Below are 18,759 nucleotides of genomic sequence, written 5' to 3'. Positions count from 1 at the left end.
TAGTCTCAATTGGAGTGTAACTTTCTCGCACAGAATGCCAGAGTCTCAGATTGAAGTGTAAATCGACAAGCGTGTACTCGTTGATGTAATTGGACGGGATCAGCATGTCGGCCTTCGAGGCCTTTACGCGCAGCGCGATGTTGTTGAAGTCGCGATGCGGGGTCGGGTGCGAGATGGTCTCGACAACCTCGATGTTCTGCTCCTTCAGGCGCTCGACCATGATCTTGGCCATGTTCGAACCAAACGGGCCGTCTTCATGTACGATCGCTGCGGTCTTGACCGGGTTGCCGGCCTTCTCGTTCAATAGTTTGAGGTTCTCGAGAGCAACGTTGGTGCACTTGGTCACGCCCGGCGTGAAGCGGAACACATTGTGCAGGCCACGCTCGACGATCGCCTCGGCGGTGCCGATGTTGAAGACCTGAGCAAGGTCGTACTTGGCGGCAGCCTGCGAGGACGCGAGACCCAGAGCCGAAGCAGATGCACCGATAAAAGCGCAAGCTCCGGCTTCCGCCAGCGTGTCGACTGCAGATGCAGCGACTTCTGGGCGGCTCTGCGCGTCAACGACGACGAGCTCGATCTTTGCTCCTCCCATGCTCTTGATGCCACCAGCAGCATTGATCGCCTCAGCAGCGAACTTTGCACCAGCTGCGGACTGGGTGCCGTTGTAAGCGAGGTTGCCAGTCAGCGGCTCAACCACGCCAACCTTCACCACAGCGGTCTGCGCGCGCAGGATGGACGGCATTGACAGACCACCAACGAGCGCAGTGGCACCCGTAGCTTTAAGTAATGTACGACGATCGATCGTATGGGCCATTTCAATCTCCTAGTGTTCACCGACGGTTAAAATTGTTTGCAGCCTTCCCGCCGTCATCGGTCCAGCCAAGGGTTTGAAGCCATTCTCGCCTTCTCGAAGGCTTGGATCCGCTCCAGGTAGGTCAATGTCATTTGCAACTCATCCAGCCCCCGCAGGATGGCGTCCCGTGCAAACGGGTCAATCTTGACGGGGAAGGTTCCGAGATTACCCGGCAGCACAAGCTGTTCAGCTTCAAGGTCGACAGTGACCTCGACGTCCGGATACTGCGCCAGATGGTTGGCCAGGGCCTCGCAATGGGCAGTCGGAAGGGTTACCGGGATGATGCCGTTCTTCAGCGCGTTATTGTAGAAAATGTCGCCGAAGCTCGGCCCAATCAGGGCCCGGATACCGTGGTCGGCGAGCGTGTAGACCGCGCCTTCGCGCGATGAACCGCAGCCAAAATTGTCCTCGACCAGCAAGATTGTCGCTTTCTCAGCGCCGGGCCGGTTAAGTGGGAATTCCGCACACAACTCGCCGCTCTCGTCGCGACGAATGTCATGGAAGAGGAACTGGCCATAGCCCTGCGCGCGGTCTGACTTGAGAAAGCGGCCTGGAATGATCTGGTCGGTGTCGCAGTTGACACCCGGGATCGCGACTACAGTGGAGGTTTCCCTGGTGAAAGCCTTCATCGCGCACTCCTCACAGCTTGCGCACGTCGGTCAGCGCGCCGGTCACGGCAGCCGCCGCTGCCATTGCCGGGCTGACGAGATGCGTGCGTGCGCCAGGTCCCTGACGGCCAACGAAATTGCGGTTCGAGGTCGATGCACAGCGTTCGCCCTGCCCGACAACATCGCCGTTCATCGCAGCGCACATCGAGCAGCCGCTCTCTCGCCACTCGAACCCTGCGTCGCGGAATATCTGCGCAATGCCTTCGGCCTCGGCCTGCGCTTTTACCTGTGTCGAACCGGGCACGATGATCGCCTGCACCGCCGTCTTGCGGCCCTTCAACACTGCCGCCGCGGCGCGCAGGTCTTCGATCCGGCTGTTGGTGCACGAACCGATGAAAACCTTATCGATCTTCAGCCCGTCGAGTTTGGTGCCGGGGGTCAGGTCCATGTATTCCAGCGACTTCGCCGCTGCCTTGCGCTTTTCGACGCTCGCGAAACTGGCCGGGTCGGGCACATGCGCGGTGATCGCGATGGCGTCTTCCGGCGACGTGCCCCAAGTCACCATCGGCGCGATGTCGCGGCCTTCCAGCACCACTTCACGGTCGAACACCGCCTCGTTGTCGCTCGGCAGTTCGCGCCATGCAGCTACAGCTGCATCCCATTCCTGTTCGGACGGCGCAAAGTGCCGACCGCGAATGTAGTTGAACGTCGTCTCATCCGGAGCAACCATGCCGAGGCGTGCCGCGGCCTCGATCGACATGTTGCACAGTGTCAGGCGTCCCTCGATCGACAGACCGCGCACCACCTGGCCAGCATATTCGATAGCATAACCGCCCGCGCCCGCCGCGCCGATCTGGGCGATCAGCGCCAGCACCACATCCTTGGCCGTCACACCGTGTCCGAGCGAACCGTTGACGGTGACGCGCATCGTCTTCGGGCGCACCTGCCACAGCGTCTGCGTCGCCAAAACATGCGCATTTTCCGACTGGCCGATGCCAAACGCGATCGCGCCCAACGCGCCTTGTGTGGACGTATGGCTATCCGAGCACACGATCGTCAGTCCCGGCAGAGTGATGCCCTGCTCGGGTGCGACCACGTGCACGATGCCTTGTTCGCGGCTGTTGAGCCCGAAATGGCGCACACCGCCCCATTCCATGTTCTCGTCGAACGTGTCGATCATCTTCGCGATCGCCGGGCTCGCCGCATCGGCTGCGCTGCGCCCCAGCGTCGGCACATAGTGATCGGCAACGCCAAATATCTGCTTTGGACGCCGCGGCTTCAGCCCCCGACGTTTCAGGTCCGCGAACGCATGAAAACTGCCTTCGTGAATCATGTCGCGGTCGATGTAGAGCAACGACGGGCCGGCCGGATGACGCAATATTTCATGCGCCTCCCAGATCTTTCCGAACATTGTCCGCGCTTCGCTGGTCATGCTTTCACTGTCCTGTCATTGCGGCTTGGGACCGCGCGTCATTGAGATGCACGGCCCGGCAATCACTAAGCCTGCGCCCGGAACGCCTCGGCGATATCGCCCGCGGAAGCGGTCCACACGCCCTCATGCGCCACGATATAGTCGAGCACCTCGCGCAGATATTCGATGCGGTACGGCATCCCCGAAACCCAGGAATGCAGCGGCAAGCTCATCACCCGGCCGCCATAGTCCGCGCTCTCGCGATAGAGCACATCAAATCGGTCCTTGACCTGCTGCACCCACTCGACTTCCGAATGGAAGTACTCGTTGGACACCACGCGATCGTCGGTCTCGTAGGCAAGTGGCATAGCCAGAAGCGGACCATCCTTGGTGCGCATCTCGTAGGGCAGATCGTCATTCGCCCAGTCGAGGCCATAGGTGACGCCGTTGCGTGCCAATATTTCCGGCGTGTTGAAGCCCTGCGCGCGGCCAGGCGACAGCCAGCCCTCGACCGCCTGGCCTGAGCCCTCGCGCAACAGAAGCAGCGTCTCGGCAACGATCGCGTTTTCCTCGTCGGTCGTCAGGCCGGAATGGTGTACCTTGCCCATGTCGAGACCATGCGCCACGACTTCGTGGCCGCCATCGACAACCGCCTTGACCACAGCCGGATAGCGCAAAGCAATGATGCCGTTGACCGCAAAGCTCGACGTCAGGCCCATTTCCTTCAGAAGCGTCAGAACGCGAAATATGCCGACGCGATTGCCGTAGTCACGGTTGGTGAAGTAGCGGAAATCCGGATAGGGCATCGACAATGCGCCGGGCGCTTTGAACGGCTTTGCCGGCATGTCCAACGGGAAGTGCTGGACATGGGTCACGATCGACAGCGCCACCCGTGCGCCGTTCGGCCACTGGATCGGCTTGCGCTCGAACATGTCGGACCAGTCGTAACGATCGTGGTCCATGCCATAGTGGCGCTCGGGATAATCGAGATAATCCTCTGGAAGCGGCATTAGCGACCTCCCTCTCTATGCGCGGCCATGGCAGCGATCATCGCGTCATAGGCTCCGCTTGCATGATAGGCTTGCGCAATCTCGCGTCCGGTGGTCTGCCATACGCCGTCATGACCGGCGATGTATTCGATAGCCTCGGCAAAGGCGTCGATGCGATGCGGCTGGCCCACAAGATAAGGGTGCAGCGGAATGCACATCACCGTACCGCTCTCGTCAGCTTCCTTGTAGAGCTGGTCGAACTGGCGCTTGATGATCTCGCCGTAGTGGCGCGGTGTCACCTTCTGACTGTTGTAGACGATGACATCGTTCATCTCGAGCGAGTACGGCATCGAGATCAGCTTGCCAGATTTCACCTTGACCGGCATCGGCTGGTCGTCATGAAACATGTCGCAGGTGTACTGGATGCCGGCTTCTGCGAGGATATCCATGGTCCACATGTTGTTCGACAGCGCCGGCGACAGCCAGCCCGCAAGTTTCTGACCCGTATGCTTACGCACCGTGTCGAACGCGTCGCGAATGATCTCGCGCTCCTGCTCGATCGTCATGTTATAGACGTAGCGGGTATTGTAGATGCCGTGCGAGAAGAACTCCCAGCCGCGATCCGCACAGGCTTTGATGATCTCAGGATGGTGATCGCACAGGGCCACGTTAAGCGAGACGGACCCGCGGAATCCCGCGCGATCCATTGCGGCCATCATGCGCTGCCAGCCGGCACGGTTGCCGTAGTCGCGATGCGAATATTGCAGCACGTCGGGGTTCGGGCGCCCCCATGGCGTGCGCGTCGGATTGTTCGGCGGATTGTATTCGTAGAACTCAATGTTGGGCGCGATCCAGACAGCAATCTTCTTGCCGTCCGGCCAGGCGATCTTGGGACGCCCCGGCCAGGGCAAATAGTCGTAGAGACCGAGGTCGGATTGCATGACCGTCTCGCTCATCTCAACGCGCCTCAGGCTGGTAGGCTTCATACCATGCGATTGCGTCTGCAACCGGGATGACGTCGCCGTACTTTACCGAAATGTCGTAGAGGTTGGCAAAGTGCGGGCTCTCGTGCTTGTCCGCGACACACTCTTCCGGAACGATGACGCGGTAGCCACGCGAGATTGCGTCGACGACGCATGCGCGCACGCAGCCTGACGTGGAGCCACCGGTCAGTACGACCGTATCACACTGATGCCAGACCATCAGCGACTGCAGATTGGTCTCGTGGAACGGCGAAGCCATGCGCTTGTTGATAATGATGTCCTTGACGCGATCGATCTTCAGGCGCGGGTCAAAATCCGCCCGACGCGAACCAACCTTGATGTTCTGGAGCGAGTCCGGCGTGTCGGTACGTGTACCCCACACACCGCAGTCTTCACCGGATTCCATGTAGGCCACGTAGGTCCAGGTGACCGGCAACCCCTTCTGGCGCGCCAGATCTGAAAGCTGATTGACGTAGTCGAGCTGCTTCGGATCCGTTTCATAGGCGGTATTGAACTCACCGACTGCCGTATAGGAGCATTGCAAGTCGATATTGATGAGCATCGGCTTTTTGCCGAACCCGAAACGTCGCCGTGTGGGGTTAGCTTTGGCGTGCTCAAAAATCTGACGCGCTGTTAGCGATGATAGTTCCATGACGCCCTCCAATCGGCAACAAACTATTCCAGCAGGCCGGCAGCCCAACCCACACCACAAGAATATAATGTTATCTCTTTATGCCATTTGTAAAGCTATTTTTGGCAAGATTCCATCATATCAAACGCGATGAACTACATCACGGTCGCTTCTTCGTGGATTGGAGGACAAGAGGGGTTGAAGCCACCAATAGGGTCGGCTGAAGGTGTCAGATATTCGCTGCGCAAACGGACATGGCCGTTGCGTGGAAAAGACCCGACCCTGCGTCGGCTATCCAAAACCTCAGACGTCAGGAATTTTGGAGGAGAAAATCCTTGCCCGGCTCGCGCCGCAGCGACAAGCGGTACTCATATCGATCAGCCCGGTAAAAGATCTCCGCAGCATAGAACGGAACTGCCTGCTTGTTGAAAAACAGCCGGTTGACACGCATCAGCGGAGCACCAACCGGTATTTCCAGATGCTCGGCGGCAATCTCATCGGCAAGTGTAGCAGTCATCACCTGCTCCACATGTTCGACATCTGCCCCCGCGCGTTGCACGAGATCAATCATCGTAATTGATGTCAGGTCCTGACGCTTGATGCTGTCACCGATCTGCGGCAGCAGATAGGCGATAGATAGAGAATAGGGCATGCGCTGCATCTCTCGGACGCGCACCGCCCGTACAAGTTCGCTTGTCGGCGAGATGCCCAGCTGAGCCGAAATACGTGGTGGCGCAATACCCTTATCCAGGCTGACGACCTTGAGCTTTGTGCTCTGCCCCACCGCGTTCAGGTAGTTCAACAAGCCCTGCACATCAGCAACCACCGCCCGGTTGAAGTTGTTGTCACTTGCCTGCTCGGAAACGAATGTTCCGCGTCCGCGTGTCCGGGTTACCAGCGATTCTGCTGTCAATATTTCCATCGCCTTACGGATGGTGATGCGACTGACATTGAAGCTCGCAGCAAGTTCTGCCTCGCTCGGCATAGCCACACCCGCCCGATAATAGCCATTTACAATCCGCTCGCGCAGAACACTGTAAATGCGATGATAGAGGGGCGTCGGAGAATTCCTCTCGGACATGCTATGAACACCTTACTGCAGGGAATTCCTGACTGCTAGACAACGAGGGACCGCCTACCAAATCTCATGGACGCCGGGAACGCAATGCAATCTGCGCAGCGATCAAGCCGTCATCGCGCTGGGTTTCCAGCGTTGAAATATCTCGGCCTGCAGCCTCCGCTCTAACACCAGCAATTAGAAGCTCTTGGGTTTTCGCATCCAGACTCGGATTGCCAAGATCTTTCCACCTCTGTTCCTGGCTCGGGCCCAAATGCGCCAGATAGTGTTCAATCCCCCCCGGACCGCCGCCCAGGTGATACGCCATATGCGCACCCACAACCGACCAGCGCAGACCTGGTCCGTAGACCAGCGCCTCATCTATCGCTGACACGTCTGCAATGCCTTCCGCTACCATATTGACAGCCTCGCGCCACAAAGCAGAAGAAAGCCGATTTGCTATGTGACCGACGGCCTCCCGCTTGAGAACAACCGGATGACGCCCACAGCTGCGATAGAATTCGACGGCTGCAGTGACACGCGCGACGTCCCGTCCGTACAGTTCAACCAGCGGCATAAGATGCGGCGGGTTGAACGGGTGCGCTGTTATCAGACGCTGCGGCTCCATCATCCGGGCACTCAGCGTCGACCATACAAACGACGACGTCGAGGATGCGATGGTCACCTCCGGCGGTGCAAACTTTTCGATTTCCGAGTAGACATCGCGCTTTATGGAAATATCCTCAGGTGTGTTCTCCTGAATCCAGCACGCATCGCTGAGCGCGTCTTCAAGGACACCAGTCACGCGTATGTTTCCCGGTACAGACTTTACAGGCAGGACATCCGCCAGTTGGGCACGAAGCCGTTCGACACGTCCTATGACCAGTTCCCGCGCCGAGTCGGCAGGCTCATACAGCGCAACGTCGTGTCCAAACGCTTGAAACAGCGCGCTCCAGCTGATCCCAATCAAACCACCGCCAACAATTGCGACAGGACCGGTTGCAGCGTTCATACGGCATTCTCCAAAGCAACAGCTGAAACGTTGCTCCTCATCATGGTGGGAAGCTTATCAGAAGATCAACGCGCTACGGTTATGTTTTATATCTTTCGCACCTGAATTCGCGACGATATCGGCTCAAACAATATCCCTGTCGTAAATCTTCGCACCTTCTAGTAGCTCGTGCGTGCCGATCACGTTGTTGAGCCCGACGAAATCGAACATGCGATCACGGAATACCTCATTGGAACCGTTAATCAAGAGACTCGCATAATACTCGCGTGCAGTCTTGGCGATCGCTCGCACAATGCCACCGGGGAAGATCACGAAGGAGAAGCCGCGCGCCTGCAGGTCGGCAGCATTAAAGATCGGCGTTTTACCACCTTCAATCATATTCGCCATCAGTGGCACGCGTCCGACAAAAGTCTTGCAGATCGTGTCCAACTGTTCAACGGATTGCGGCGCCTCGATAAAAAGCATGTCGGCTCCAGCCTCCAGATACGCTTCCGCCCGCTCGATAGCTGCTTCGAACCCTTCAACCGCAATCGCATCCGTGCGGCCAATGATAAGCGTCTCATCGTTCGAACGCGCATCACACGCGGCCCTGATCTTACCCGCCATCTCGCCAAGTGAGATCAACTGCTTGCCGTCGAGGTGCCCACAGCGCTTGGGCATCGTCTGATCCTCAAGCTGCAAGGCATTGGCACCCATCCTCTCGAACACGCGAACAGTGCGCTGGACGTTCAGTGCATTGCCAAAGCCATTGTCGGCATCGGCAATGATCGGCAGCTTCACACGGTCGCGCACCGCTGCCACCGTGTCCGCCACCTCACTCATGGATACAAGGCCGACGTCCGAGCGTCCGAAGCGCGTGTAGGCAATCGACGCCCCCGACAGATAGACGGCTTCGGCGCCGGCCTGCTCGGCAATCAGCGCCGAAAGCGCATCGAACACGCCTGGTGCAAGCAATATTGGAGCCTCGGCGAGGCGTTTGCGGAGTGTCATCTTGGCTTTCTCACAATGTTTGACGCTTTGCCAAACCCAAAGTCGGATAAAAGATATATTTGTATACCATTATATCAACTAAGCCACAACCGCGCTATCACCGGCACGAAAGTAAGCAGCGGAACGGTCATATTACTACTGCGACTACTTTTGGACATCGCCGGGTGTCGTGGAGCAGTATGTTGGTGTTTTTTGGGTGTAACCGCACCGCTCGTCTCCTTCAGATTACGAGGGATAAGATTGCATTATCGTTCGTATTGAAATACCCTTTGGAAATGGTCCAAAACGTCGATCAAATCCACGAAAATCACGTCGAGCGACCTTCCGAAGCGTCCTACGCCACGACGCCGGAAGACGATCTGCCAGACATTGTTGACGTCGTCATGGAGATGGGCCGCCTTCCGGAAGAGCTGCCACCGGAATCCGAAGGCCCCTCCCCTGCCCTTCCGGTCGTCTCGACACTACGCTTGCCTGGGCATCTCGATGCACTGGCGAACCGCGCGCGCGATTATGTGGAAGCGGCGAGCTCGGCCAATACCCGCCGCGCCTACGCCTCCGACTGGAAGCATTTTTCCTCCTGGTGCCGGCGGCAGGGCATCGAGATATTTCCGCCGGATCCGCAGGTGATCGGCCTCTACATCACGGCTCAGGCTTCAGGGAAGGCAACGGGCGACCGAAAGCCGAGCTCAGTCTCGACGATCGAACGCCGGCTGTCGGCACTGACGTGGAACTATGCCCAGCGCGGCCAGCCGCTCGACCGCAAGGACCGCCATATCGCCACCGTGATGGCGGGGATCCGCAATACCCACGCCGCGCCGCCGCGGCAGAAGGAAGCGATCCTGCCCGAGGATCTGATCGCCATGCTTGAAACCCTTGATAGGGGCACCCTACGCGGCCTGCGCGACCGCGCCATGCTGCTGCTGGGATTTGCGGGCGGCCTTCGCCGCTCCGAAATCGTCGGGCTGGATTGCGGTCGAGACCAGACGGAAGACGGCCGAGGATGGATCGAGATCCTCGACAAGGGCATGCTGGTGACGCTGCGCGGCAAGACCGGCTGGCGCGAAGTGGAGGTCGGGCGTGGCTCGTCTGACACCACCTGCCCGGTCGTTGCGGTTGAAACCTGGCTCAGGTTCGCAAGGATCGCCCATGGACCGCTGTTTCGGCGTGTTACGGGACAAGGCAAGGCGGTCGGCGCAGATCGGCTCAACGACCAGCAGGTCGCTCGCCTCGTCAAACGTGCTGCAATGGCGGCCGGGGTTCGCGGTGACCTGAGCGAAAAGGAACGGGCAAAGCTCTTCTCCGGGCACTCTCTCAGAGCAGGTCTGGCTTCTTCCGCTGAAGTCGACGAGCGCTATGTTCAAAAGCAGCTCGGTCATGCTTCAGCTGAAATGACCCGGAAGTACCAGCGGCGGAGGGATCGGTTTCGTGTCAATCTCACCAAGGCATCCGGGCTGTAGGAGGCGGCAAAGCCTCCCTCCCCTGCCCTTCTCAGTGGGCAGCTTCCCTATTCTCGGCAACCTTATCATCAGACGACAGGGCACGCAGCACGGCCTCCGGCTCCCGGTCCATGACGCGAAGTAATGTGCGGGCAGCGCCGCTTGGCTGCCGTACACCCTGCTCCCACTTCTTGTAGCCAGAAGGGCTGGTTCCGAGCACAGTCGCCATTTCATCCTGGGTAAGGTCGAGCTTCTTGCGAATCGCCTTTGCATCAACCGCACCAACATCGATCGTGTGGACTTTGATGCCGGGAACATCCTTGCCCTGACTATGCGCCAATGCTTCAGACATGGCCTGAATGAGATCGGCGCCGAATTTTGTCATCTCGCTCATATCCTGCTCCTGTTCGCCGCTTTGATCGCCTTGGCGAACGCGGCAACCGCCTTCGCCTCATCGGGCTTCAGATCGACCTTCTCGTTCTTTCCATAGGCCAGCAGCGCATAGATGGGTGCATCGTCGCTGTACCAGTAGTAGATGACTCTGGCTCCGCCGCGCTTACCCTTGCCTTTTGCGCCAAACCGCATCTTGCGGACGCCACCAGTGCCCGGAATCTCGTCTCCCACCTGCGGATTGGCAGCAAGAAAGTCGATCAGTTCCTTCCGTTCGTCTTCGCTGAACAGCTCCGCCGCCTGCTTGATGAACAAAGGTGTCTCTGCGATGGTTTGCATGCGATCTCTATAACCCAATGGGGTATATATGAGATACTGACGGGAGGAGTCAATGCCGCCCTCAACCGATCCTTTATTCGTATCCTATGTATTTGGAAAACCGCTTTCCTCTCTCTCTCTCTCAGGCGCTGCAAATGGCCGCTGACATACAAAATCGTGCTTCCCGTCGACCACAGGGCCGGCTTATCGGCTATGCCCGCGTGTCCACGGACGAACAGGCGACCGAAGCGCAGGAAATGGAGCTGCGTGCAGCCGGCTGCGAGACGATCGTCCAGGAACATGGTTCGGGGGCATCACGCGCTCGCCCTGCCTTGTCGAAGCTTCTGCGCGACATCGGCAGCGGCGACACGCTCGTCGTCGTCCGGATCGATCGCCTGGCGCGCTCAGTTAGCCATCTTCTTGAGGTTATCGAGGGGCTGACCGAAAAAGGCGTGCATTTCCGGTCGCTTCGCGATCCGATTGACACCTCGACGCCTCAAGGCATGTTTTCGCTGCAGGTGCTCGGCGCCGTGGCGCAGCTGGAGCGTTCACTGATCTCCGAGCGCACCAAGGCCGGGATAAGGGCTGCCAAAGCTAAAGGGCGGTTGCCAGGCAATCCGGGAATACGGGAGCGCCGACCGGAAGCGCTGGCTAAAATGACGGCCGCGCAGAAAGCGGCCTACGGTACACGCATCCAGGCGACAGCAGACCAGTGGCTTCCGACCGTGAAGCGTCTGCGACCCGATCACACCTGGGATGATATTGCCCGTGTCCTGAAGCAACGTGGTCTCGACTGGACACCGGAACGCCTTCGACGAGCGGTCAAATGGATGGTGGCCGAGGGCATGGCTGATGCAGCCCTGCTCCGTAAATCGCCACCTCGCCTGCCGGAAGATCGCCTGATGACGCTGGTTGCCGGCATTCATTCATCTAATCCCGACCTGACATTGCGCGAAATCGCCAGCCAGCTTGAGCGATTGCACGAGCGCACACCGCGCGGCGGGACAAAATGGTCGCCGTCTTCGGTCAAGAACCTGCTCGATCGAGCCAAACGATCCGGGCTTTTGCCAGGCAAGACGGTGTAATCTGTGGCTAGATCAGGCTCGGGGTCCTACCTTTGTCAGGAAGGACCATATAAGGCGTCGCCAAAAACTGCCGGGCTTACCCGATTACAGCCCAAAGTCCTGGCAATCATCTTGCGGATGGTCTCGATCGCCGCCTCAGCGGCTGGAGTAGATCGCGGCAGCCTGTGCCTTGCTGGCGACTTCGAGCTTTCTGAGAATTTCCGCAACATGATAATCGACGGTCCGCTTCGAACCGCCAACAATGACCGCTATATCCGCGTTGGATTTTCCATGCGCTACCCATTGCAGGATTTCCATCTGCCGTGATGAAAGCCTGCGCAAATGCTGGAAGCCGGCAATGTCGGCGCCCGGAATTCCCAACACCGCCGCCCGGGTGACCGCGATCTGTCCAAGTATCTGGATAGCGTATGCATCGCTTTGGCTTCTCGGGGCCGCAATGAAGGACAGGGCGGTTACCGCACTCAGAGTTTCCGCGCGCTGATCCAGCGGCGCTGTCGCGCCACTCACAATCCCCGTACTGGCGATATATTGTCCGTAAGCCACGTGCTCAGCGGAAGAACTCCATTGCGCAGGGGTCCAGGCCATTGGCGCGGTGGGTCGCACAGCCAGTTCAAGCAGGGGATCCCTATCTACCCATCCCTCGTCAGCGTAGCGCGCCAGATCCTCGCTGCTCCAGCTCGTGATAGTCGGCTGGGACATGAACTCGCGACGATCTTTCTTTCGGAACGAGAGGTTGTAGCTCTGGAACCCGAAGCGCTCGACACCCAGTTGCAAAGCCTGCTGCAGTTCCACCGCCGAATTCGCCGAACAGATTGACATGACGGGCTCGGCGAGACGCTGCACCACACTCTCCGTAAACAGTTAAATTTATTCAATTTCTCCCTGTCACTATTTTACATCAGCTTGCGCTGATTGAAAACTGTTCAGGTGACGAGGGGTACGATCCAGCAGGTCAAAATAATATCGGCTCATATTTACGATCGGGTGCATCTCGGGTGCACGTCGGGGAAAATCGCTTCCGGTCGACTTGTACGGGTCATGAGTTTTGCAGCGTCATCATGAAGCAATCGGGGTATTCGCAACTTCCGCACTGTGGCTTGAGCAGCATCGATCTTCCCGATGACGTAACATGTCGGGATGATCTGGCGCTCCAGATTTCAGCAGTGCTGGAATGTCGTGCCCCGTCATCGGCCTATGAAATCGCTATCAGCCACGTTCTCGTGGATCGGGCTGGGTGCTGGGCAGCCCTGCTTCGGTTCGATGATCACGGTGACGCCATTTGCGTATTCTCAACTGATCGATTCATGGTTGGCCAGACGTGGAGCATCGAGGTCCCGGCAGCCACGCTGTTCGGGCCTGCATGCGGGCCGGAAATGATCGAACACGAGGCCGTTTCAAGCATATATGGAAGCCTGATTCCGGAACATGACAATCCGGCGATCGCCTATCTGCCGATCGAGCACGGGAAACATCGCTTTCTGCTTCTGCTGGCAGATGCCCCCGGCGGGAAGCCTATCCGCATCGAAACCGATCAATTGCCGGCGATCACGACCCTGCTCGGCTGTGCACGCATGACGGAGATGCTGCATGAAAGCGATCGCAAGCAAGCGGAGTTGGAACAGCGTGTCGAGTACCTTCAGGCGCGTGAAGATGAGCTCAATTTCAAGGCAAATCACGACGATCTGACTGGTTTGCCCAATCGCAGCTTCATCAAGACGCTGGTTGAAAACCGGCTTTCCCAGAGAGGCCTTGAAGGAAGGCTGGCGCTGGCGTTTATCGATCTCGACGACTTCAAGCGCGTGAATGATGCCTACGGCCATATTATGGGCGATGAACTTCTGCGCAAAGTCGCCGAACGGCTCCGCTCGAGCATACGGGACTCCGATATCTGCGGCCGCATCGGTGGTGATGAGTTCATTATTTGTGTCGATGATCCACTCCGGTCGATTGATGCGGAGGGGATATTCTCCCGCATCTCGAATGCTCTTCGACAGCCATTCGAGATCGAAGGCCGGCAAATTTCCTGCTCCGCTTCCATCGGCGTCGCGCTCTTTCCCCGAAACGGCGTGGACTTCGAAACTCTTCTGCGGACAGCCGACGCGGCCATGTATCGTGCGAAAAAGCACAGGGACGGCAGCGTGGTGATTGAGGAATAGTCTACTCTCCGGCTATTTGTGCTGAGCCGTAATCCGCGTCACACCAAGCCGAGAGGCTGCGCCAGTTCCTGGGTCGCGCTCAGAAAGGCACCCCGAAACTGGGCAAGGTGCCCCACCCTCTTCGGGCGGCTACGGTCGAGCTAACTCGCGAAAAGGATTTCCGCGTAGTCGGTCGCGCCGTGAAGGACGTGGATCACAATGATCCGCTCTCCCTGGACGCGATAGAAAATCAGATAACTGCCATGAACCCGGCGGCGAATGCCTTGGCGTTCATAGCGAGGCACCAACGCGAAGCCCTCCGGCGTGTCTGCCAGCTCCAGGCAGCTGGTCCGAAGCTCCTGAATGAAGGTTAGAGCCCGCCGGGGATTGTCCCGTGCAATGTAGTCGGCGATCCTTTCCAGATCGCCTTCCGCCTCATCCGTGAGTTCCACGATCATGCGGAGCGTTCTGCCTCTTGAGCCATAGCCTTGTACTTGGCCTCAAGTCGATCGAAGACCTTCCCGGCCGGCGCGGTTCGGCCAGCTTCAGCATCGGCAACACCACGCATGATCGAAGCGTCCAGCGCAGCAAGACGTGTCTCTCTATCCTGAATCAGCCGGACGCCTTCGCGCAGAACTTCGCTCTTTGAGCCATAGCGGCCCGTATCGACAAGCTGCTTGACGTAGCTTTCCAGTTGTTTGCCCAGGTCGGCACTGATCATGACGTCACCTCGCTCCTGATTTCTTCTAAAAATGAGGCATTTAATAACTGTTATCAAGTCCTGATTGCGCGGATGATGAAGATTTGAGCGTCATCCTTCGGGTCGGGCTCTCGGGAACCGAGCTAGCTTGAGAAGCTTTGATGGCCTTTCAAAGCGTCGCGGCCTGTCGTCAATGGATGGCTTGATCGGCGCCACCGCAATCGCGCACAACCTCACTCTTGCAACGCGCAACATCTTGGATTTCGGCAGCTTAGAGATCGATCTCTGCAATCCGTGGACATCGACCCATCCTGTGGCTAGCTATTCTCCCATCCAATTCCACCCAATTGATCCAGCGTCTTCTGTCAGGTGATGAGCGTAACGGGTTCACAGCTTCCGCTTTCGCAGGCTGTTCAGAAGGGAATCCGACACTTCGAGCAGTGGCCCGGGTTCCGATATCACGTTTTCCGGGGTTTGTCGGTGCTTCCCCTCGTCCAGCCGTGCACGCAGCAGGGCCATTACCATCGGCCAGGTCGAGAATTTTCCTTCGCGCGCCTTGTCGGTCAGGCTGCGCAGATAGCCACCGGCGCTGTTAATCTGCTCCGCCCGCTGATAGATCGCCGCCAGTGCAATTGCCGCCTGAACCTCGCCCATGGCCTCGCGGGCCTCTTGCCAGGCGCTCGGACTGACCCCCAGCATCGTTCGCACCAGTTCCGCTGCCGCCAGAAAATCGCGCCACTGTCGGATTTCGCGCGCTTGGGCCGCTTCCCGCATGTCCGGGCAGGCATCCAGCACGATGCTCAATGGCAGATCGCGTTTAGGCAGGCTGCGTACGTTGTCGGTTTCCGCAACGCTGCCGCTCGCTTCTTTCTTTTTTCGAAAGCCATTTTCAGATTCAGAAATGGAGTCTGGTTTTGAATTCTGTATGTGGCGTTCAAAATGAGACTCATTGGCGTTCAGATTCTGGGTTTTTGTAAAGGATTCCAATGCATCCCGGATTTCAGCATGCAGCTCGTGAAGCTCAGCGCAAATGTCTTCGATAAACTGCCTCGAAGCCGTGCGCGGAAGCCGGGAGATGACAGCCTGATAGGTCTGAAGCACCCTGCCCCAGTTCCCTGGCACTCCCTCCTCGATCCCGGCATCGATCATCTTGACGATATCGCGCCGCAGCAGTGTCAAGCGCTCCCGCGCGACGCGGAAGGCCCTCTTTTCGGCCTGGGCTGCTTCAGCCAGATCCCTGAACTCTGCAGCGCGAGCGACGATTGGTGACAGATCAAAACCATAGGCCTGTTCGATCTCCCCTGCCCTGCTGCGACGAGCAAAGCGTTTGCCGTTCGGGCTATCGCGCCGGATGATCAATCCACATTCGACCAGAACAGCAAGATGCCGCCGGAGTGTCGCCGGCGAAATGCCATTGGCGCGGGCGATCAACTGCTCGTTCGATGGCCAGACGATAAGCTCGCCCTCGGCCGAGAGTTCTGTTTCTCTATGGAACGAAAGCAAGGCGTTGAGGATTGCCAGTGAGCGATCCGTTGCGCCAAGCAGTTCGCGGGCTTCGCGAATATGCTGGAATACATGCCATTTATTGGCGACCGCCTCTTTCGGCATCGCCCTTGCTCTTGCCTGATTTGCAATCTGGCCAAGCGTCATCGTTCGCCGCCCGAAGGGCGTCGTTGAGATATGCGTCTGCATTGTCCTTCACCTATCGCTAGGCAAAAGAAATCTGCTCGCCGAAACGACTACTCAGGCCGAGTTGGGCTTGACACTGATTCGCGGAAATGAGATTCTCTAAGTCGCCAAACTAGAGAGAAGGTCTTCCGGACGCTGTTTCGGGGGGCCTTTTTCTTTTGCGGGTTAGCCTCCTTTAGTTTTGACATCGGTACGTTCGCGAAACGCATCATAGAGTTGATCGAGGTTCCTCGACAGAAACTCGCCAAATTCTCGTGCGTCCGAGTTTTTTGACTTCACCGCCATAGTGAAGCGCTTAGTGTCCGCGACCATCTCCGCAGTTAATGAATTGTCTTTCGGTGCCCAACTACGTTTCGTTGGCTTCGGCCTGGCGCCTTTTCGCGATGCCGCTGCCTTCAAACGCTGCACTAAAAGATCAAACCGCTCCTCACTTGAAACCGTAGTGAAACCATCTTCAGCCACCATTGTAGTGGCGACCTCAAGGTTAGCCGGATTATCGAGCAACAGTTTGAGGTCGTACCAGCGATCTCTGCCAATCGTCTTTGCTTCGCCGATAGCGTCCAAAATTGCTTCGGGTAAGCTCGCGACCGAAAGCATTTTGGAGAGCGTAGTGCGATCGATCGATAGAGCACTCAGGATGGTGGAGTTATCTTCCTCGTATCGGAGTCGAGCAACATCCGCCGCAAATCGCGCTTTCTCGATAAACGGCACATTCGCGCGAGCGGAGTTTTCGTGCCCTAGCGCCAGAATATGCTCCCTATCCTGCATATCCTTAACTATGGCCCGCACCTTTCGGCCAAGCGCTTTCGCAACCTTTAATCGCCTGTGACCGAACACAGCCATGTATCGGCCGGCGGCCTGTGAGTGAGGTCGGACGAGTATAGGTGAGTTCTGGCCACCTTCCCGAATTGCCTCGAGGAGTTCCTTGAACTCCTGCTCATCATCGCTGCGCCGATCACGCACGAACGACGGATCGATCAGGTCCGGATCAATCTCAACGATGGTTTCGCCCTCGACAAGCTTATCAGCCCGTGCCGCTATCTCATCAAGTGAACTCAGAATAGACCGCGACGCGCCTCTAGCTGCGTATTGCACGGCAGACGGCGACGCTGGCTTATCATTGTCGTCAAGAACGCTCGCGAATGGATTTTTACGAGCCATCACTTAACCTCATCCGTGAACTTACTCGCTTGATAATGAAGGACTTTTCTTCACTTTTTACGGCAGTCAACATTAGAGCCGTCCCCATGCCTGATGAATAAGTGCCTGGATCTCAAAATTGACTGCATCAAGAGATTCGATCGCTCGATCGTACGTCTCCCTGTTAAATTTTGCGCGTTCGACTTCGTACAGCGTCTGCTTCGTCAAGCCAGCATCAGAAATCGCGGTTGACTTCAACATGGGATTTTTGAGAATTTCCTCAGCAAGCATAGATTGCATGAAACCAAGCATCTGAGCCTGCGGGATGTCAGTCGGTTCGTAGCGCGTAATCAAATAGCGCAGCCAGTCCATTTTGACTGGCGCACCTTTTTCGCGGATCGTTTTAACGAAGTTGCCTAGCATCAGAAGGAACTGGCTCATCGACATGAGGTCGAGCATTTGCGGATGGACGGTTATCAATACCGATGTCGACGCGGTAAGTGCAGTCAATGTCAGAAAGCCGAGTTGGGGAGGGCAATCAATCACGACAACATCATAACGATCATCGACCTCCTCCAGGGCCCGCCCTAGCCGTGTATAAAACCGCTTTCCCTCATTCGAGGTCTGCATCGAGAGAGGCGTGTCGTATTCATACTCCTGCAGCTCAAGGTTCGCCGGTATGATGTCCAACAGTGGAAAGTTCGTTGACATAATGACGTCAGTCACCGGTCGTCGCTTTTCATCGTACCTGATTGCATCGTAAAGTGACGGATTACGATCTAGTTCAGGCTGAAAGCCATGCAGTGCAGAGAGAGATGCTTGGGGATCGAGATCAACTGCGAGCACACGATGTCCAGTCAACGCAAGATGCTGACCAAGATGCGCCGTGGTCGTCGTCTTTCCTGAGCCTCCCTTGAAGTTGACGACAGCAATGACCTGCAATTTTTCGCCTTCCTTTCGAAAAGGGGCGTACTTTTTCGCGTCCGAACGACCGTTTTTGTCCAGATAATCGCGCAATTCGATCATCTGCTCGGCTGAATAGAAACGACGGCCACCCGAGGCGATATGGGGTTCAGGTCCTTTCCCTTCGAGGTGCAAACGTTTTAGGTTATTGGGACTGACGCCGAGATAGTGAGCTACTTCTGCCATCGGAAAGCGACGTAGGGTCTTCATGGCGTTGGGCGGAAATTTCTCCAGTCGAAGTTGGTCGAGCTTCCGCGAGATCTCCGCGCCTTGCGCCAGGATCTTCTCGTCGAACTCAAATGACGGAAGCGAATTCATCCCATCTCATCCTTAACGATAATAGCGCCAACTTCATCATTTGGCCGAATT

At 57.4% G+C, this 18,759-nt stretch carries 20 protein-coding genes and 1 pseudogene; 4 read left to right on the top strand and 17 right to left on the bottom strand.

The genetic code is table 11. The features are described from left to right. From ACFPLB_RS14050 to ACFPLB_RS14010, 9 genes are all read right to left on the bottom strand, one after another. Positions 1–814 (bottom strand): ABC transporter substrate-binding protein (locus ACFPLB_RS14050; RefSeq protein WP_378230683.1); only part of this gene is annotated, 814 nt, incomplete at its 3' end. Positions 815–867: 53 nt separating this feature from the next. Beyond that, the gene (gene leuD / locus ACFPLB_RS14045) at positions 868–1,482 is read right to left on the bottom strand and encodes a 3-isopropylmalate dehydratase small subunit (protein ID WP_378230681.1); all 615 of its coding nucleotides are present in this window, start codon (positions 1,480–1,482) and stop codon (positions 868–870) included. A gap of 10 nt (positions 1,483–1,492) precedes the next feature. After that, positions 1,493–2,893, bottom strand: coding sequence for a 3-isopropylmalate dehydratase large subunit (gene leuC / locus ACFPLB_RS14040; RefSeq protein ID WP_378230678.1), 1,401 nt, complete (start codon positions 2,891–2,893; stop codon positions 1,493–1,495). 65 nt (positions 2,894–2,958) lie between these two features. Beyond that, complete coding sequence (locus ACFPLB_RS14035; protein WP_378230676.1) at positions 2,959–3,882, bottom strand: polysaccharide deacetylase family protein; 924 nt, start codon at positions 3,880–3,882, stop codon at positions 2,959–2,961. Further along, positions 3,882–4,817 carry a polysaccharide deacetylase family protein gene (locus tag ACFPLB_RS14030; protein WP_378230675.1) on the bottom strand — a complete coding sequence of 312 codons (936 nt, stop codon included), beginning with the start codon at positions 4,815–4,817 and terminating at the stop codon, positions 3,882–3,884. Before ACFPLB_RS14030 ends, ACFPLB_RS14035 begins: the two co-directional genes overlap by 1 nt. Position 4,818: 1 nt before the next feature. After that, on the bottom strand, positions 4,819–5,496 hold the full coding sequence (locus ACFPLB_RS14025; RefSeq protein ID WP_378230673.1) for an isochorismatase family protein: 678 nt from the start codon (positions 5,494–5,496) through the stop codon (positions 4,819–4,821). A 289-nt stretch (positions 5,497–5,785) separates the two neighbouring features. After that, positions 5,786–6,556, bottom strand: coding sequence for a GntR family transcriptional regulator (locus ACFPLB_RS14020; protein ID WP_378230671.1), 771 nt, complete (start codon positions 6,554–6,556; stop codon positions 5,786–5,788). A 64-nt stretch (positions 6,557–6,620) separates the two neighbouring features. Then, the gene (locus ACFPLB_RS14015; RefSeq protein WP_378230669.1) at positions 6,621–7,544 is read right to left on the bottom strand and encodes a 3-hydroxyacyl-CoA dehydrogenase NAD-binding domain-containing protein; all 924 of its coding nucleotides are present in this window, start codon (positions 7,542–7,544) and stop codon (positions 6,621–6,623) included. A 123-nt stretch (positions 7,545–7,667) separates the two neighbouring features. Beyond that, the gene (locus tag ACFPLB_RS14010) at positions 7,668–8,534 is read right to left on the bottom strand and encodes an isocitrate lyase/PEP mutase family protein (RefSeq protein WP_378230667.1); all 867 of its coding nucleotides are present in this window, start codon (positions 8,532–8,534) and stop codon (positions 7,668–7,670) included. A 275-nt stretch (positions 8,535–8,809) separates the two neighbouring features. Between ACFPLB_RS14010 and ACFPLB_RS14005 the strand changes: the two genes are divergently transcribed. Next, positions 8,810–9,991, top strand: coding sequence for a site-specific integrase (locus ACFPLB_RS14005; protein ID WP_378230692.1), 1,182 nt, complete (start codon positions 8,810–8,812; stop codon positions 9,989–9,991). A 31-nt stretch (positions 9,992–10,022) separates the two neighbouring features. On the opposite strand, the gene ACFPLB_RS14000 is transcribed toward ACFPLB_RS14005, so the two are convergent. Beyond that, positions 10,023–10,364: a helix-turn-helix domain-containing protein gene (locus ACFPLB_RS14000; protein ID WP_378230665.1), complete on the bottom strand. Its 342-nt coding sequence runs from the start codon at positions 10,362–10,364 to the stop codon at positions 10,023–10,025. Then, entirely contained in the window at positions 10,361–10,699 is a 339-nt protein-coding gene (locus tag ACFPLB_RS13995; RefSeq protein ID WP_378230663.1) for a type II toxin-antitoxin system RelE/ParE family toxin, read from the bottom strand. Before ACFPLB_RS13995 ends, ACFPLB_RS14000 begins: the two co-directional genes overlap by 4 nt. Before the next feature lie 134 nt (positions 10,700–10,833). Between ACFPLB_RS13995 and ACFPLB_RS13990 the strand changes: the two genes are divergently transcribed. Next, a complete protein-coding gene (locus tag ACFPLB_RS13990) occupies positions 10,834–11,763 on the top strand; it encodes a recombinase family protein (RefSeq protein WP_378230661.1) in 930 nt (309 codons plus the stop codon). A gap of 135 nt (positions 11,764–11,898) precedes the next feature. Here the strand turns inward: ACFPLB_RS13990 and ACFPLB_RS13985 are convergent, their stop codons facing one another. Then, complete coding sequence (locus ACFPLB_RS13985; protein ID WP_378230659.1) at positions 11,899–12,606, bottom strand: helix-turn-helix transcriptional regulator; 708 nt, start codon at positions 12,604–12,606, stop codon at positions 11,899–11,901. A gap of 254 nt (positions 12,607–12,860) precedes the next feature. On the opposite strand from ACFPLB_RS13985, the gene ACFPLB_RS13980 reads away from it, so the two are divergent. Next, the gene (locus ACFPLB_RS13980; protein ID WP_378230657.1) at positions 12,861–13,919 is read left to right on the top strand and encodes a diguanylate cyclase domain-containing protein; all 1,059 of its coding nucleotides are present in this window, start codon (positions 12,861–12,863) and stop codon (positions 13,917–13,919) included. 140 nt (positions 13,920–14,059) lie between these two features. Here ACFPLB_RS13980 and ACFPLB_RS13975 read toward each other — a convergent pair whose 3' ends face one another. Beyond that, positions 14,060–14,356 carry a type II toxin-antitoxin system RelE/ParE family toxin gene (locus ACFPLB_RS13975; protein WP_378230655.1) on the bottom strand — a complete coding sequence of 99 codons (297 nt, stop codon included), beginning with the start codon at positions 14,354–14,356 and terminating at the stop codon, positions 14,060–14,062. Continuing rightward, positions 14,353–14,619: a type II toxin-antitoxin system ParD family antitoxin gene (locus ACFPLB_RS13970; protein ID WP_091523833.1), complete on the bottom strand. Its 267-nt coding sequence runs from the start codon at positions 14,617–14,619 to the stop codon at positions 14,353–14,355. Before ACFPLB_RS13970 ends, ACFPLB_RS13975 begins: the two co-directional genes overlap by 4 nt. A gap of 142 nt (positions 14,620–14,761) precedes the next feature. Between ACFPLB_RS13970 and ACFPLB_RS13965 the strand changes: the two are divergent. Beyond that, positions 14,762–14,899, top strand: a pseudogene (locus ACFPLB_RS13965) (VapC toxin family PIN domain ribonuclease); the annotation flags it as partial. 86 nt (positions 14,900–14,985) lie between these two features. On the opposite strand, the gene repC reads toward ACFPLB_RS13965, so the two are convergent. From repC to repA, 3 genes are all read right to left on the bottom strand, one after another. Next, positions 14,986–16,290 (bottom strand): plasmid replication protein RepC, encoded by a 1,305-nt coding sequence (gene repC, locus ACFPLB_RS13960; protein WP_378230653.1) that lies wholly within the window; start codon positions 16,288–16,290, stop codon positions 14,986–14,988. 162 nt (positions 16,291–16,452) lie between these two features. After that, positions 16,453–17,448, bottom strand: coding sequence for a plasmid partitioning protein RepB (repB, locus tag ACFPLB_RS13955; RefSeq protein WP_378230651.1), 996 nt, complete (start codon positions 17,446–17,448; stop codon positions 16,453–16,455). A 72-nt stretch (positions 17,449–17,520) separates the two neighbouring features. Further along, entirely contained in the window at positions 17,521–18,708 is a 1,188-nt protein-coding gene (gene repA / locus ACFPLB_RS13950) for a plasmid partitioning protein RepA (protein ID WP_378230649.1), read from the bottom strand. Positions 18,709–18,759: the final 51 nt, after the last annotated feature.

Source organism: Aquamicrobium segne (genome assembly GCF_042656785.1).
In the GTDB taxonomy this organism is placed as follows: Bacteria; Pseudomonadota; Alphaproteobacteria; order Rhizobiales; family Rhizobiaceae; genus Mesorhizobium; species Mesorhizobium segne.
The sequence above is the reverse complement of the archived record's forward strand: the minus strand, read 5'-3'. Positions and strand labels throughout refer to the sequence as shown.

Bases quoted from the DNA above. Each gene is read 5' to 3' on its own strand.
- leuD (WP_378230681.1), bottom strand. From the start codon at position 1,482: ATGAAGGCTTTCACCAGGGAAACCTCCACTGTAGTCGCGATCCCGGGT.
- leuC (WP_378230678.1), bottom strand. From the start codon at position 2,893: ATGACCAGCGAAGCGCGGACAATGTTCGGAAAGATCTGGGAGGCGCAT.
- ACFPLB_RS14035 (WP_378230676.1), bottom strand. From the start codon at position 3,882: ATGCCGCTTCCAGAGGATTATCTCGATTATCCCGAGCGCCACTATGGC.
- ACFPLB_RS14030 (WP_378230675.1), bottom strand. From the start codon at position 4,817: ATGAGCGAGACGGTCATGCAATCCGACCTCGGTCTCTACGACTATTTG.
- ACFPLB_RS14025 (WP_378230673.1), bottom strand. From the start codon at position 5,496: ATGGAACTATCATCGCTAACAGCGCGTCAGATTTTTGAGCACGCCAAA.
- ACFPLB_RS14020 (WP_378230671.1), bottom strand. From the start codon at position 6,556: ATGTCCGAGAGGAATTCTCCGACGCCCCTCTATCATCGCATTTACAGT.
- ACFPLB_RS14015 (WP_378230669.1), bottom strand. From the start codon at position 7,544: ATGAACGCTGCAACCGGTCCTGTCGCAATTGTTGGCGGTGGTTTGATT.
- ACFPLB_RS14010 (WP_378230667.1), bottom strand. From the start codon at position 8,534: ATGACACTCCGCAAACGCCTCGCCGAGGCTCCAATATTGCTTGCACCA.
- ACFPLB_RS14005 (WP_378230692.1), top strand. From the start codon at position 8,810: ATGGTCCAAAACGTCGATCAAATCCACGAAAATCACGTCGAGCGACCT.
- ACFPLB_RS14000 (WP_378230665.1), bottom strand. From the start codon at position 10,364: ATGAGCGAGATGACAAAATTCGGCGCCGATCTCATTCAGGCCATGTCT.
- ACFPLB_RS13995 (WP_378230663.1), bottom strand. From the start codon at position 10,699: ATGCAAACCATCGCAGAGACACCTTTGTTCATCAAGCAGGCGGCGGAG.
- ACFPLB_RS13990 (WP_378230661.1), top strand. From the start codon at position 10,834: ATGGCCGCTGACATACAAAATCGTGCTTCCCGTCGACCACAGGGCCGG.
- ACFPLB_RS13975 (WP_378230655.1), bottom strand. From the start codon at position 14,356: ATGATCGTGGAACTCACGGATGAGGCGGAAGGCGATCTGGAAAGGATC.
- ACFPLB_RS13970 (WP_091523833.1), bottom strand. From the start codon at position 14,619: ATGATCAGTGCCGACCTGGGCAAACAACTGGAAAGCTACGTCAAGCAG.
- repC (WP_378230653.1), bottom strand. From the start codon at position 16,290: ATGCAGACGCATATCTCAACGACGCCCTTCGGGCGGCGAACGATGACG.
- repB (WP_378230651.1), bottom strand. From the start codon at position 17,448: ATGGCTCGTAAAAATCCATTCGCGAGCGTTCTTGACGACAATGATAAG.
- repA (WP_378230649.1), bottom strand. From the start codon at position 18,708: ATGAATTCGCTTCCGTCATTTGAGTTCGACGAGAAGATCCTGGCGCAA.